This window comes from Bradyrhizobium sp. CAR08 (genome assembly GCF_052871955.1).
On the sequence record NZ_JBIXJX010000019.1, the window covers coordinates 25,547 to 39,588 of the forward strand.

Annotated in this window: 16 protein-coding genes and 2 tRNA genes; 2 read left to right on the plus strand and 16 right to left on the minus strand. The window is 63.6% G+C overall.

Translation table 11 applies throughout. The annotated features are described in order from the left end of the window. Positions 1 to 15: 15 nt before the first annotated feature. Positions 16 to 690 carry an FABP family protein gene (locus ACIPUD_RS31405; protein ID WP_368506964.1) on the minus strand — a complete coding sequence of 225 codons (675 nt, stop codon included), beginning with the start codon at positions 688 to 690 and terminating at the stop codon, positions 16 to 18. An 848-nt stretch (positions 691 to 1,538) separates the two neighbouring features. Here ACIPUD_RS31405 and ACIPUD_RS31410 point away from each other — a divergent pair. Next, positions 1,539 to 2,483 carry a helix-turn-helix transcriptional regulator gene (locus ACIPUD_RS31410; protein WP_446482201.1) on the plus strand — a complete coding sequence of 315 codons (945 nt, stop codon included), beginning with the start codon at positions 1,539 to 1,541 and terminating at the stop codon, positions 2,481 to 2,483. A gap of 13 nt (positions 2,484 to 2,496) precedes the next feature. Here ACIPUD_RS31410 and ACIPUD_RS31415 read toward each other — a convergent pair whose 3' ends face one another. From ACIPUD_RS31415 to ACIPUD_RS31480, 14 genes are all read right to left on the minus strand, one after another. Then, positions 2,497 to 2,745 (minus strand): hypothetical protein, encoded by a 249-nt coding sequence (locus ACIPUD_RS31415; protein WP_007615460.1) that lies wholly within the window; start codon positions 2,743 to 2,745, stop codon positions 2,497 to 2,499. A 185-nt stretch (positions 2,746 to 2,930) separates the two neighbouring features. Further along, positions 2,931 to 3,006: transfer RNA gene (locus ACIPUD_RS31420), tRNA-Phe, on the minus strand. Between the two features lie 185 nt (positions 3,007 to 3,191). Further along, positions 3,192 to 3,374, minus strand: a complete 183-nt coding sequence (yacG, locus tag ACIPUD_RS31425) for a DNA gyrase inhibitor YacG (protein WP_446482202.1) — start codon at positions 3,372 to 3,374, stop codon at positions 3,192 to 3,194. 155 nt (positions 3,375 to 3,529) lie between these two features. Further along, on the minus strand, positions 3,530 to 4,159 hold the full coding sequence (locus ACIPUD_RS31430; protein WP_007597557.1) for a Maf-like protein: 630 nt from the start codon (positions 4,157 to 4,159) through the stop codon (positions 3,530 to 3,532). Between the two features lie 156 nt (positions 4,160 to 4,315). Beyond that, on the minus strand, positions 4,316 to 4,783 hold the full coding sequence (locus ACIPUD_RS31435; RefSeq protein WP_446482203.1) for an arsenate-mycothiol transferase ArsC: 468 nt from the start codon (positions 4,781 to 4,783) through the stop codon (positions 4,316 to 4,318). A 5-nt stretch (positions 4,784 to 4,788) separates the two neighbouring features. Then, positions 4,789 to 5,286 (minus strand): UPF0262 family protein, encoded by a 498-nt coding sequence (locus ACIPUD_RS31440; protein WP_018453111.1) that lies wholly within the window; start codon positions 5,284 to 5,286, stop codon positions 4,789 to 4,791. Next, a complete protein-coding gene (gene hisD, locus ACIPUD_RS31445) occupies positions 5,283 to 6,578 on the minus strand; it encodes a histidinol dehydrogenase (RefSeq protein ID WP_446482204.1) in 1,296 nt (431 codons plus the stop codon). Before hisD ends, ACIPUD_RS31440 begins: the two co-directional genes overlap by 4 nt. Positions 6,579 to 6,730: 152 nt before the next feature. Next, positions 6,731 to 7,168 (minus strand): DUF2948 family protein, encoded by a 438-nt coding sequence (locus tag ACIPUD_RS31450; RefSeq protein ID WP_026232464.1) that lies wholly within the window; start codon positions 7,166 to 7,168, stop codon positions 6,731 to 6,733. 81 nt (positions 7,169 to 7,249) lie between these two features. After that, the gene (locus tag ACIPUD_RS31455; protein WP_018453108.1) at positions 7,250 to 7,909 is read right to left on the minus strand and encodes an NAD(P)H-binding protein; all 660 of its coding nucleotides are present in this window, start codon (positions 7,907 to 7,909) and stop codon (positions 7,250 to 7,252) included. Positions 7,910 to 8,045: 136 nt separating this feature from the next. Continuing rightward, the gene (locus ACIPUD_RS31460; protein ID WP_446482205.1) at positions 8,046 to 8,870 is read right to left on the minus strand and encodes an alpha/beta fold hydrolase; all 825 of its coding nucleotides are present in this window, start codon (positions 8,868 to 8,870) and stop codon (positions 8,046 to 8,048) included. 19 nt (positions 8,871 to 8,889) lie between these two features. Then, on the minus strand, positions 8,890 to 9,399 hold the full coding sequence (locus ACIPUD_RS31465; RefSeq protein ID WP_446482206.1) for a hypothetical protein: 510 nt from the start codon (positions 9,397 to 9,399) through the stop codon (positions 8,890 to 8,892). 269 nt (positions 9,400 to 9,668) lie between these two features. Further along, positions 9,669 to 9,977 carry an EthD family reductase gene (locus ACIPUD_RS31470; RefSeq protein ID WP_007615494.1) on the minus strand — a complete coding sequence of 103 codons (309 nt, stop codon included), beginning with the start codon at positions 9,975 to 9,977 and terminating at the stop codon, positions 9,669 to 9,671. A 237-nt stretch (positions 9,978 to 10,214) separates the two neighbouring features. Next, entirely contained in the window at positions 10,215 to 11,921 is a 1,707-nt protein-coding gene (locus ACIPUD_RS31475; RefSeq protein WP_143273400.1) for an FAD-dependent oxidoreductase, read from the minus strand. 26 nt (positions 11,922 to 11,947) lie between these two features. Beyond that, entirely contained in the window at positions 11,948 to 12,160 is a 213-nt protein-coding gene (locus tag ACIPUD_RS31480) for a hypothetical protein (protein WP_377828931.1), read from the minus strand. A 316-nt stretch (positions 12,161 to 12,476) separates the two neighbouring features. On the opposite strand from ACIPUD_RS31480, the gene ACIPUD_RS31485 reads away from it, so the two are divergent. After that, positions 12,477 to 12,551: transfer RNA gene (locus ACIPUD_RS31485), tRNA-Thr, on the plus strand. A gap of 823 nt (positions 12,552 to 13,374) precedes the next feature. On the opposite strand, the gene ACIPUD_RS31490 is transcribed toward ACIPUD_RS31485, so the two are convergent. Next, the gene (locus ACIPUD_RS31490) at positions 13,375 to 13,929 is read right to left on the minus strand and encodes a YybH family protein (RefSeq protein WP_240543314.1); all 555 of its coding nucleotides are present in this window, start codon (positions 13,927 to 13,929) and stop codon (positions 13,375 to 13,377) included. Positions 13,930 to 14,042 lie beyond the last annotated feature (113 nt).

Consider the following 14,042-nt stretch of genomic DNA (forward strand, 5'->3'; position numbering starts at 1 on the left):
ATCTCCGGGCCGCGCTCAGGCAGCCGGCTCATTGCCCTTCTCATTCCCAGTGGCGCGATCGTTCACGATCAAAGCGAGGGGATTGAGCTTTGGCGGCGCGATGAGTTTCAGCGTGTTGGTGTCGCGATGGTTGAACGGCGCGCCGCGCACGAACAACTCGGTCTGGATCAGATAGGTCCAACTGCCGTCGTCGTTGAAGGTGATGTCGCAGCGGTAAGCATCGGTGCGGAACGCTTGTTCCAGAAAATCAGTCGAGCAGATCCCGTAAGCGGTGTCGCCGCGCTTGGCGGTCACGGAGATCTCCTTGTCGCCCGGCCCGGCCTTGCCCGACGCCAGCAGCACCTGCCCGCGCGGGATCGCCAGCGTCTGCATGATCAACCCGGTCGCGGGCTCCCACAACCAGTAGCCGACCTGGTCGTGGAAGGTGATGTCTTCCTCGGGCGTGTTGATGTGGATGTGATAGCGCAGCCCATAGAGCAGCTGCGGCCCGTTGGCCTGCGGATCGATCGGGTCCATCCGGATGCGCTCGATGAAGGTCCGCCGCTCCGGCCCCTGGGCCTTCGGATTGATGTCGATACCCTTGTCGGCCTGCCAGACACCGGCGAGACGGCGGAGCGGGCCGAGATTGGCAAGCCCGTCGGGCGAGACGTCCTCGGGCTCGGTGAAGATATCGGCGGGAAGGGGGAGCATGGGTGTCCTCGTGTCGTTGCGAGGCAGCAATAGCATGAGAGCGCGGGCGTGGCTCGTTCTCCAGCCTCACAATCGCGAATGGACATAGGCGTCACGCGCAGACGATCCATCACGCGAAGCGGAGCCGAACCTCCTCAGTTCGGCTCCGTCGCCAGTGCGCTTAGTGGCGGTGGTCGCGGACCTTAGGTTGATTGCGGTGGTCCCGGACGATGGGTTGATTGCGATGGTCGCGCACGATGGGCTGGTCGCGATGGTCGCAGACGATGCGTCGTCGCGCTCGAGGGTGTCACCACGTCGCCAATGCGATCGCTGGATGGAGTTGTGCATGGAGTTCTGCCTTTCGCTTGGTGGATCGCTGCGAGCTACCTGACAACAAGGTAGATTTTGCAATCGACGTCGAATCTGCCGCAGTTTTAATCAGGCACCCGAGCGTCGGGCTTATGCAGCCAAGGCGTTGACGTTCCGGAATTTGTGAAAATCATGGCAGCTGCCCAAGAGAGCGTCATAAGCATTTGTGTTCGGTGTTCCCGTTTGCGCCACGGAATCACGATGATAAGATCACCTCAGGATTGTGAAATACACCATAGGCGATGAAGCCACTCCTAAACTAGCGTTCACGTGACGTCCTTATTTTCAAGTGAGTGGTTTGGAATGCAGCAGGCTTGGGTCGAGAAGTTCTCGGACCTCATCGGCAGTGTCTATGATTGTGTGATCGCGCCGGAAGGCTGGACCGAAGTTCTGGATCAGATCTGCGCCGAGTTCGGCTTTGCCGCCGGCGCGCTCTCGGTCGCCAGCCTCACCAACATGAAGGCCGTCGTCAAACGTTCTCCGGGTCCGACCTGGCCCAGATGGCCCAGAACGGGGTCGGCTACGGCCCCGACATCATCGAGCTCTGGGGCGGCGCCGAACGCATTCGGCAATACCCGCTCGGCGAGCCGATCGTTCAATCCCAAGCCGTCCGGCCGGACGTTATTTCCAGCAACCGCTACTATCGCGAATGGGCCCTGCCTAAGGGCTTGTTCGACGCCGTTGCCGTCGGCCTCGTTCGCGACAGGACGATGGTTGGAAATGCGATATTCAGCCAGCATGAGTCGGCGGGCCGGATCGACGATGCGCAGGTCGACGGATTGCGCCTTCTGGCGCCTCACATCCGCCGCGCCGTGACGATCAGCAATCTGTTCGACATGAAGGCGGTGGAAGCCAACACATTCGCGGCGACGGTGGAGGCCCTGACGGTGGGCGTCGTCCTGGCCGACGAGGATTCGAAGATCGTTCACACCAACGCCGCAGCCGCGGCCATGCTCGCGGCCGGCGATCCGATCGTGACAAGGCATGGCCGGATCGCGGTTCAATCCGTGGCGACCACAGCCACATTGCAATCAGCCGTCGCGCAGGCGGCAAAGGACGAGGCGACGCTCGGGGAAAAAGGCATCGGCATCCCGATCCCTCGCCAAAGCGGTGAGCCTCTCGTCATCCACGTTCTGCCGCTGCGACGCAGCCACACACGATCCGGTCTGATCCAGAGCGCCGCTGCCGCCGTGTTCGTGACGTCAGCCTCCGGGCCGCCGCGATTGCCTCACGATGCGCTCAACCAGCTCTATGACCTGACGCCGGCCGAGATTCGCATCTTCGAGCTCATTTGCGAGGGACACACGCGAGACGCGATCTCGGCCTTGCTCGGCGTTTCCGTCAGCACCGTGAAGAGCCACCTCATTCACGTCTTCGAAAAGACGGGCTGCCGGCGCCAGGTCGATCTGGTCAGGCTCGCGAAATCGCTGACGTTCCCGGTGTAACAGAAGACCCCGCTCAAGCCGCTTCCGACGTTGATCGCGCACGCTGCTCGAGCACGCCGATCGTCGAGACCAAATTGTCGCGTCGCGCGCGAAGATTCAGCGCAAGAAGCGGATAGGTCGGCTGAAGCACGTCAAACACCCCTGCTCTCGCCTCTTCCTCGAGAATGTCGGTGTTGATGAGTCTAACGCGCCACCACAAATCGGCGACCAACGCATCGAGCCGGAGTTCGCCGGCAGCACCAGAACGGGACATTTCTTGCATCACTTGCCTCAACCTGAAACGGCCTCTCTTCCAAGGCCAGACTTTGGTCCTGGCCGAGCAAGCAGAGTGTCAGCAATGGGCGGGCGCGATCTGGTTCCGGAACGGATTGCTGCGCGAGCCGGCTGGTCAAGGCTTGGCGCTCAAGGCTTGGCGCTGGGGAAGATGTTGCCCGTGGAGAGCGAAAATGGTGCCCAGGGGCGGAATCGAACCACCGACACTGCGATTTTCAGTCGCATGCTCTACCAACTGAGCTACCTGGGCGTGCTCCAAAGAGGGGCCAAAGCCCATCGAGCGGGCGGTTTATAGTGGGCTGAAGGCTGCCTGTCCACCCACGCTTCGCCGATGGCTTCGCGGGGCGTGGCCAGGCTGTGCACAAGGCAGGACGTGGCTCGGAGGCAACGCCGCGTAGCGGTGCATCGACAATTTAAATACTTGATAGAACAGGGTTATTCCTCTCCGTCTGCCTCGTCATCCCGGCCGGGAATGACATAGGAGCCTTTCAGCCAGCGGTTCAGATCGACGTCGCGGCAGCGCCAGGAGCAGAACGGGCGGGTGGCCTCGGACTGCGGCTTGCCGCAGATCGGACAGGTTTTGAGGGGCCTTGCGGGCTTTTTCACCTGGTCGTCCATAGGGTGCTCAGCTTACACGAGGTGAGAGAGTTCAAGAGCCCGTCGCCAAAGGGGTTCCTCCGGCGGAAGCGCAGGCGTCCCGGCCAGATTTCCGCGCGGCAATTCTACTGTGCATGGGGTTGTTTTCGCGATTTTTGCAGGAGCGGCTTTTCGGCTCAGACGGCGGTGGCGTTGAGCCAGCCGAAGCGGATCGGGAAACCTTCGCCGCCGAGCAGCGTGGTGGTCTCGTAGAGCGGCAGGCCGACCACGTTGGTGTAGGACCCCACCATCTTGACCACGAAGGAGCCGGCGATGCCCTGCACCGCGTAGCCGCCGGCTTTGCCGCGCCATTCGCCGGAGCCGATATAGGCCTGGATGTCGTCCTCCGAGAGGCGCTTGAAGCGGACGCGGGTCTCGACCAGGCGCTGGCGGAAGGCCTCGCGCGGCGTCACCAGGGTGATCGCGGTGTAGACGCGGTGGTTGCGACCCGACAGCAGCCGCAGGCACTGCGCGGCCTCGTCGACGAGGTTGGCTTTGGGCAAGATGCGGCGGCCGACCGCCACCACCGTGTCGGCGGAGAGGATGAAGGCGCCGCGCAGCTCGTCGTCAAGCTGCACCGATTTGAGCGCCGCATCCGCCTTGGCCCGCGCGAGCCGGTTGGCGCAGGCGCGCGGCAGCTCGCCCCGCTTCGGCGTCTCGTCGACGTCGGCGGGCCGGAGCGCGTCCGGCTCGATGCCGGCCTGGTTGAGCAGCGACAGGCGCCGCGGCGAACCGGAGGCGAGAACGAATTTGGGGCGGCCGAGCATCAGGTGATTTGGGGAATGAAGCAGGGGGTGAATTGCGCGCGGAACCTATCGGACGGGGGCTGATTTCACAACCCGGGAACCCGGACTTTACTGATTCGACGGGTACAGGATGCGTGTGCCTGCAGTCTGTGACGCGGGTGTTACGGGCGCCGAATGCTACCCGTTCGCCGCGCCCACCTTCGAAAACCGCCAGCGGATGCGCAGCAGGAGCTGGTCGCAGACGTCGCGATAGGCAGCCAACTTCTGGTCGCGGCTGCCTTCCATGGTGGTGGGATCATGCGTCGGCCAATATTCGACGTCGGCGGCAAGCGTGCGGGTCAGCTCCAGCGCCTTGTGATGCGCCTCCGGCGACAGCGTGATGATCAGGTCGAAATTCAACCCCTCCCAATCCTCCAGTTCCTCGAAGGTCTGAGGCTTGTGGGCGGAGATGTCCTGGCCGAGCTCGGCCATCACGGACACCGCGAACGGATCGAGTTCGCCGCGCCTGGCGCCGGCCGATTTCACGTAGAGCCCTTGCGGAAACATGTGCCGCAGCAGGCTCTCGGCCATCGGCGAGCGCACGCTGTTCATGGCGCAAGCGAACAGCACCGATTGCGGATCGCGTGCGCGTGGCGGACCCGCCATCGCGCTTAACCCTTCCAGTGCAGAACGGTAATGAGCGTGAACAGCCGGCGCGAGGTCTCGAAATCGACCCGCACCTTGCCCTTCAGCCGCTCCTGCAGCGTGCGCGAGCCCTCGTCATGGATGCCGCGGCGGCCCATGTCGATGGCCTCGATCTTGTCCGGCGTCGCTGTGCGGATCGCCTGATAGTAGCTGTCGCAGATCATGAAATAGTCCTTCACGATCCGCCGGAACGGCGTCAGCGACAACAGATGCGCGACCACGGGCGTGCCGTCCTCGCGACGGATGTCGAACATCAGCCGGCTGCCGGTGATCCCGATATGCAGCGTGAACGGCCCCTTCCCGTCCGCGCCCTCCGGCGCGAACAGGTTCTGCTCGATCAAATCGTAGATCGCGATCGCGCGCTCATGCTCGATGTCAGGCCCGGAACGGCCGATCGAGTCCTCGTCGAGCGTGACGCCGACGATGCGATTGGTCGAGTCGTCCTGTTCGGGCGGCTGGGTCATGACAAATTGAGACGCAATCCAATCGAGCGCGAATGGGCATCTAGCCCCTCCGCCTTGCCGAGAATCATCGCGGCTGGTCCCAGCGCACGCAGCTGATCCGGGCCGCATTTCAGGATCGAGGTGCGCTTGAGGAAATCGTGCACCGAGAGCCCCGACGAGAATCGTGCCGAGCGCGCCGTCGGCAGCACATGGTTGGAGCCGCCGACATAGTCCCCGATCGCCTCCGGCGTATGCGGCCCGAGGAACACGGCGCCGGCGTTGCGGATTTTTGCGGCGAGCGCGTCGGGATCTTGCGTCATGATCTCGAGATGTTCGGCGGCAATCGCATCCGCGAGCGGAATGGCGTCGTTGAGGTTCTTCACCATGATGATGGCGCCGAAATCGGCCCACGAGGCGCTGGCGATCACGGCGCGCGGCAGCGTCTTCAACTGCGCCTCGACGGCTTTTTCGACATCGTCGGCAAGGCGCGCGGAATCGGTAATCAGGATCGACTGCGCGCTGGCATCGTGCTCAGCCTGGGCCAGCAGGTCGGCGGCAATCCAGTCGGCATTGCCGGTGTCATCGGCGATGACGAGCACCTCGGAGGGACCGGCGATCATGTCGATGCCGACCTTGCCGAAGACCAGCCGCTTTGCCGCGGCGACATATGCATTGCCGGGGCCGACGATCTTGGCGACGGGCGCGATCGTCGCGGTGCCATGGGCGAGCGCGGCCACCGCCTGCGCACCGCCGACGCGATAGATCTCGGTGACGCCGCCAAGCTTTGCCGCCGCCAGCACCAGCGGATTGAGCTTGCCGTCGGGCGAGGGCACCACCATGACGAGACGCGTCACGCCGGCGACCTTTGCCGGCACCGCATTCATCAGCACCGAGGACGGATAGGCCGCGGTGCCGCCGGGCACGTAGAGGCCGGCGGATTCGATCGCGGTGTAGCGCCAGCCGAGCTCGACGCCGAGCTGATCGGTGAAGCGCTCGTCCTTCGGCAGTTGGCGGCGGTGATAGGTCTCGATGCGATCGCGCGCGAGCTTGAGCGCATCCAGCGTCGCTGCATCACAGGCTTTCACCGCGGCCTCGATCTCGGCGGCGGTGACGCGCAGGTCGGATGCATCGAGCGTCAACCGGTCGAACTTTGCCGTGGCCTCGAGCAAGGCGGCATCGCCCCGCTTCGCCACGTCGTCGACGATGGCACGCGCGGCCGCCTCGACATCGGCCGAGGCCTCGCGCTTGGCGGCGAGGAAGGCCCCGAATCGCTGGTCAAAATCGGCGCTGCTGCGGTCGAGACGAACGGGCATCTTGGCTTCTAACTGGTTTTTGGGGGCGCGGTTTGGCTCACCAGGCCCCTGCTCAATGGCGCGGCGGGGAAGCTGCGTCAACCCTTGAGCCGGGCCGCTCCCCTCCGGCGTCGTCCTGGCGAAACCGGAAGGCGTGGCGTTGGCATGCCACCTCACCCCTCGCCTTCAGCCTCCAACCCCGTCCCCAGCTGATCCGCCCCCAGATCAGTCAGCTCGCATTCCAGGCATTCGACGTCGAGGCGGATGGCGCCGCCTTGGGCAAACAGCAGCAGGGCGCTCCCGCCGGGGGCGTCCTGGCCGTGGAATTCGATGCCGACAAGGTCCAGGACAGTGTCCGGCGCGTCGAGGTCGATGTCGCGCGACTTGCAGGCGAGCACGCGGTCGAACCGGAGAGCCGCCACCAGCCTGCGCGGCTCGGCTTCGCCGTCCAGCGTCTGCTCCCAGTCCAACCGGCTCATGCCGACGACCAGCCGCTTTTCACTTTGCCGCCAGATGATGTCCGAGGGCTGCACGCGGGCGTCCTGGACGTGGGCCGAGATCACGGAGAGGTCGTCGGCGTCGAGCGCGATCAGTTTGAGCTGGGGAGACATCGACGGCGCTTTCTCCTTCGGGCGGATAGGGCTCAACGCGCGCGGGCGGCGAAATTTCCCTAGAACTAATGCCCTACGGGACTAGAGGCTATTGATATCCTCCATCTCCAGCACCTTTCGCGGATACCCCTCCCGCGCAACCCGGATCATGGCGCGGCCGATCTGCTCGGTCGAGGTAACGAGCCGCGGCGAGAGCCGGCGCAGCACCGACCACAGCGGCCAACTTGCTGCATACACGGCCTGCACCCACGCAGTCTTGGAGCGGGCACCGTGGAGCGGTTGGATCGCACCGGGCCGGAACATGTAGGCCGCCTTGAATGGCAGCTTGAGCAGGTCGTTCTCGGTCTTGCCCTTGATCCGCGCCCACATCCGCGAACCCTGCTCGGTGGAATCAGTGCCGGCGCCCGTGACATAGACGAATGTCATCTGCGGATTGAGCCGTGCCAGCGCGGTCGCCGCTGCGAGCGTGATGTCATAGGTCAGATGGCGGTAGCGCTCCTCGCTCATGCCGATCGAGGAGACGCCGAGGCAGAAGAAGCAGGCATCGAAGCCGGTGAGCTGCGCTTCGATCGCCGAATAGTCCGTGAACTCGCCGTGTGTGATCTCGGTGAGCTTGGCGTGGCGCACGCCGGTCGGGCTGCGGCCGACCACGAGCACGCGATCGATGCGGGCATCGATCAGGCATTCGCGCAAAACGCCCTGCCCGACCATGCCGGTCGCGCCGAAGATGATGATCTGCATCGGGACCTCCCCGCAGCGCGCCTTCCGCGGCAGACTGACTAATGAAAGGCTGCAACCACCGGCTCACACGCGACTGGAACGTGTTCGCACCCGGCCCGTTCGAAATCAGATCGGTCCGCGCGTGGACTGAGGCCGCTCACTCCTTGAAGAACGCAAGCAGGTCCGCGTTGATGGTCTCGGCGTGCGTTGTCGGCATGCCGTGCGGGAAACCCTTGTAGGTCTTCAGCGTGCCGTTCTTCAAGAGCTTGGCCGACAGCGGCGCGGAGTCGGCGTAAGGCACGATCTGGTCGTCGTCGCCGTGCATCACCAGCACAGGCACATTGATCTTCTTCAGATCCTCGGTGAAGTCGGTCTGCGAAAACGCGACGATGCCGTCGTAATGGGCTTTCGCGCCGCCCATCATGCCCTGGCGCCACCAGTTCTGGATCACCGCTTCCGAGGGCTTTGCGCCGGGACGGTTGTAGCCATAGAAGGGGCCGGCCGCGATGTCGCGGTAGAAGCTGGAACGGCCGGCAGCGAGCTGCACCTGGAAATCGTCGAACACGCTCTTCGGCAGGCCGCCGGGATTGGCCTCCGTCTTCACCATCAGCGGCGGCACTGCGGAGAGGATCGCGGCCTTCGCCACCCGGCTCTCGCCGTGGCGCGCGATGTAATGCACCACTTCGCCGCCGCCCGTGGAGTGGCCGACGTGGATTGCGTTCTTGAGATCGAGATGGGCGGTCACCGCCGCAAGATCATCGGCATAATGATCCATGTCATGGCCGTCGGCGACCTGCGACGAACGGCCATGGCCGCGACGGTCATGCGCGATGACGCGATAGCCGCGCGTCACGAAGAACATCATCTGGGCGTCCCAGTCGTCGGCCGACAGCGGCCAGCCATGGCTGAACACGATCGGCTGGCCCGAGCCCCAGTCCTTGTAGAAGATCTCGACGCCGTCCTTGGTGGTGATGGTGGGCATTGTCAGGCTCCTTGTATGTTCAGGCGAACGCCATCGGTTTGAAGCGGCGCCAGGCGCCGACGGTGAGCACCACGAAGAACACCAGCACGAGGCCCTGCACCACGGCGAACACCGGACCTCCGGGCGGCGCGGGCGCCACGGCGGGAGCGAGCGCGGCGAGCGCCGGCACCTTCAGGAACGACTGGATCACCAGCACGAAGACGTTGAAATAGAGCGAGATCATCGCGGTCACGATGTAGACCGGGCGCCACACCCCAGCGAGCTTCATGCCGTAGAGCGCGACGCAGGCGATCGCGAGCAGCACCAGCGAGATGATGCCGATGATATGCGACGGCAGCAGCTCCTTGAACGGAAACAGGAAGCCGGTGGCACTGGTGAGGATCGTGAACGCTAAGAAAATCGCGGTGAGGCCCCGCATCGACTTCGAGCCGAGCAGGCCGAACATCACGACAAGGCCGGCGGCGATGCCGATCAGGCTGATGATGACATGAACCAGCGTGAAGGCGGGCAAGCTCAACCCAAGAACCATGACATCTCTCCTATTCTCTGCATCGAGTTCGGGAGATTGATATTACGGCCCTCATCAGATTGCCACACGCGCTGGCGTCACACATGCGTGCGCAGCCATGCGTCATCGTGCGAATCGAAAACGCATGGCTGAATTATTTGCACCGCTGTCACAAACGACGGCAGTTTGTAGCCCGGATGGAGCGCAGCGAAATCCGGGGTGTCAGTCACAAGCACCGTCCCGGATTGCGCTTTGCTCCATCCGGGCTACGAACCGACGAAAGTCGCGGTTCACACTTCCTTGGTGTCGAAGATCAACAGGTCGGCGCCGCCACTGGCGAATTTCGGCACGTCAGCGCCGGTCGCCTTGCCTTCCGGGCTAGCGAATGCCGCCTGGATGTCGGCCGTGCTGTCGAAGGTGAGAATGGCGACGAGATGGATTCCGGAAGGTCCAGCGGGGGAGCCGACCGGCCCCTTGCTGATGGCGTACTTCTTCAAGCCTGGAAGTTTCTTGGCGAGCGGAATGTGGGTCTCGGCATAGTATTTGTCGAAGGCCGCAGCATCCGTGGGCGTTTTATACAGCACGACGATTTCAGCCATTTAGTCCTCCCGTTAAGCGCTTCTTTGTCGACCCTCATGGTGAGGAGGCGCGCGAGCGCCCCTGCGGACAATGCTTGCGCATCGCCGCGCGAACCATGCAGGCCCGGCTTTGGCAGCTGGGCCTTCATCCTTCGAGACGCGCGCAATGCGCGCTCCTCAGGATGAGGAGATAGTCACGCATCACACCGCAAGATGGCAAGCCTCATTCGACTTGCCATTTACTTGCCTTGTCCTTGACTAAAGCGCCGGTTTTGCGGCGTCGCCGAGGAAGCCGTGCAGGGAGGCCACGACCTGGGCGCCTTCGCCGATGGCGCCGCCGACGCGCTTGACCGAGCCGGAGCGGACGTCGCCGACGGCGTACACGCCGGGCACCGACGTCTCCAGCGGCGCGACCAGCCGGCCCTGGTTCTGCTCGGACTGCGCGCCTGTGACGACGAAGCCGCCGCGATCGAGCGTGATGCCGCAGCCGTCGAGCCAGTTGGTGGCGGGATCGGCGCCGACGAACAGGAAGAGATTGCGGATGTCGGCGAAATCCTCGTCGGCCGAGAGCCGGCTCTTCCAGCGGATGCGCCGCAGCAGCGAGGCCTCGTCGCCTTCCAGCGCCGTGATCTCGGTGTTGAACATCAGTTCGATGTTCGGCGTGGCTTCGATGCGCTCGATGAGATAGCGCGACATGCTGGCGCCGAGGCCGCCGCCGCGGATGATCATCAGCACTTTTTTGGCGTGCCCCGACAGGAACACAGCGGCCTGCCCCGCCGAGTTTCCGGCGCCGACCAGCGCCACCTCCTCGCCGGCGCAGAGCTTCGCCTCGACCGGCGAGGCCCAATACCAGACGCCGCGGCCCTCGAACTTGTCGAGGTTCTCGATCTCGGGCCGGCGATAGCGCGCCCCGCTGGCGACCACCACCGCGCGCGAATGCAGCGGGTCGCAGCCGTCAAGCGCAACCGAAAACGCGCCGTCCTTGCGCGTGCAGTCGAGCGACTTCACCGTCACCGGGATCATGATTTCCGCGCCGAACTTTTGCGCCTGGTTGAAGGCGCGCGCGGTCAGGGCCTGGCCGGAAATTCCGGTCGGAAAGCCGAGATAGTTTTCGATGCGCGCGCTGGCGCCGGCCTGGCCGCCGAAGGCGCGGGTGTCGAGCACGGCGACCGAGAGGCCTTCGGACGCGGCATACACGGCGGTGGCGAGCCCGGCCGGTCCGGAGCCGACGATCGCGACGTCGTAGATACGGTCGTTGCGGGGACCGCCGATCATGCCGATCGCGCGCGCAAGCTCGGTTTCGCCGGGATTGCGCAGCACCGCACCATCGGGGGTGACGACCAGCGGCCAGTCGTCCGGCTTGGGCGAATAACGCGCGATGACATCGGCGGCGTCGCGATCGCGCGCGGGATCGAGCAGATGATGCGGCTGGCCGTTGCGGGTGAGGAAGCCCTGCAACCGCACCACGCCTGCCGAATGCGACGGACCGATCAGCACCACGCCGCCGACGCCGCCCTGGAGCAGATTGACCCGGCGCAGAATCAGCGCGCGCATGATGCGCTCGCCGAGCTCGGCCTCGGCGACCAGCAGCGCGCGCAGCCGCTCCGGCGGCAACAGCAGCGTCTCGACATCGCCTTCGGCACGGCCGTCGACCAGCGCCGGCCGTCCGGAGAGCTGGCTCAGCTCGGCCAAAAATTGCCCGGGTCCCTGATCGATCAACGGGGTGACATGGCCAAGGCCGTCGCGCTGGGTGATGGCGACATGGCCCTTGAGCACGACGAACATGCCCGGCCCCGGCTTGCCGGTCTCGAACAGGAATTCCCCATCGGCATAGTTGCGGACCTCGCCGAAATGCCTGACACGCTCGATCTCCGCTGATGTCAGCGTCGGAAAGGTCTGTTCAGGGCGGGTGAACCGCGACATCTGCGCGTCACTCTCGGGTCGTTGCGATTCGTCCTGCCCCATTGCCACGTCCATGCACTCCAAAAATTCTAGTCGCCGGTCTTGCCGGCTATCTCGCCGGCGGTCCCCTCATCTAGGGAATCATCTTCGTTCTGCGAGGGGCCGCCACTTGCGGCCCGTTCGCGCGCCTGCATCTTTCGCCGCTTCAGGTTTTCGCGCAGCGCCGATTTGAGCCGGTCGTCGCGGGACGCCCTCGCCTGTCTGGCGTCCTGCTTCGTGCTCTTGTCGTTCTCGTCTGCCATCCACGGTCCATTACAGCGATCGGCGATAACATGCCCGAGGAACAAGGCAGCTCAAGAGGGCCGCGCGATCCGATCGTGCGAAAATCGAAATGGATCGAATCCGGCGCATCGGGCAACTGGCCAGTTGGGTGGGCACATCGGAACCAAATCCGCGGAAAGTCGGCCGTTTCGAGCCAAAACAGGAATTTTGGCCCCGATATCGGCCCGATTTTATCGCTTTGGCGGAGCTAGCAAGCTTGCACAGGAGGGGGGCTTGTGGCAGATATCGGCCCGCTTGGTAGGCCCCTCGTGGCGGCCGATTCTTACCCCAGCACATGCTGCCGTAGCTCAGTGGTAGAGCACTCCATTGGTAATGGAGAGGTCGACAGTTCAATCCTGTCTGGCAGCACCATTCCCTGGCTCAAATCACACGTGAAGCAGCCTTCTCGCGGCATGAGATGCCCGAGTTTTGCTTCTACCTTGACCCTCCTCTGTGAAGAGGGCGCAGGGAAGACCGGGTGCCGGCTGGCACCCGCGGTCCGCTGCGCAAAGATGTAGCGCAAAGAGACCGCACAGCAGCATACAGGTGACGCCGAACACTCGGCCTTCCCTGCGCAGTGGGTTGACGGCTTATGCCGCGCTCTCCCCGGCGACGAGTTCCTTTTTGTCACCGTCGCCTTGCGAATTGACGATGCATTGAGACCCGGTTGAGCCTCGATCCATCTCCGCAAGGCTTGACCGTAGCAACGACGGCCAGGACCACACGATTTTGCCGTACGCAGCGATCCGGCTTCGCCAAAAGGCTTCGCCGGACACAGGCGCCGTTCGTCCGCACGCAACAGGACCTCACGAGGTTCATCTCGCCCTGGTTCCGCCTTCGCGTGCCCGACACTGCCGCGTCCACCGCCCCCCGATCCACGTACGTTACGACGGACGATCGCCCCTCTCCCTGGACCGGGATGGCGGATTGATACTGCGATTCCGAATTTCGGTAAAGTGGAATATTTTTGTGGAGGAGGGTTGACGAGATTTTGCAGGAGAGAGGTGTTTTGCCCGACGGGTCAGATTTGCCTGCCTAGCGCGCGCCTAAGCACGTATATCGCCCCACCTATGGAAGGGGATACAAGCCGACGTCGAGCAGACTTCCACTATGGGGCCAAAAGGGGAAGTGGACCTGCATGTAATGCAGTCTTCGGCGCAATCGATCCTTCTTCTGAAGACGCCAGTTGCCGCGGTCATTCATCCTTACGTCCGCCGCGAGCAATCGTCGCCGCCTCCTGCAACGTAACGCCATGAACCAGCGGGTCTGCGTGGCGATGGACTAACTGCCATTCAGAACCGTCCTTGCGATAGATTTCCGTAACTCGGAGCGACCAGTCTTGTTTTGGTAAGCTCCCGACTTCGGCATATTGCCGCTCGACCATGACGAGAACGACGAGCTTGTCCGATGCATAGGTTTGCACGACCTCCAAGGTCGTCTCACCGTTCTTGAAAAACCGGGATAGCTTCGCCAAACGTTCAGGACTTGCGTCGAACCCGTGGCTAGTTGGGCCGCCGAATGGTTGCATTAACGTGAAGTCACTGGCGATGCGAACAAGGGCCAGCCAACGATCCATGTCCCCGCGCATGAAGGCCGCGTTTTTCGCAGCGGCGCGCTCGATAAGGTGAGCGACGTCGTCACTGGCAGCCACACTAGCGCAAAATCGAGGGGTCAACGATGCCGCAGCGACTGTCGTGATCGCGGACCGCCGTGACAGCGTTCCTGGCCAGTTTGCATGGTGTTTGGTCATTTCAGCTCCTGTGGCTAACGTTGCGCAATCCATGGAGCTTTCAGGGACATGAATCCAGTGATATAACCTCAGCAATATGCTGAACCACATTTCCTTGTCAAAAGTCGATCTTA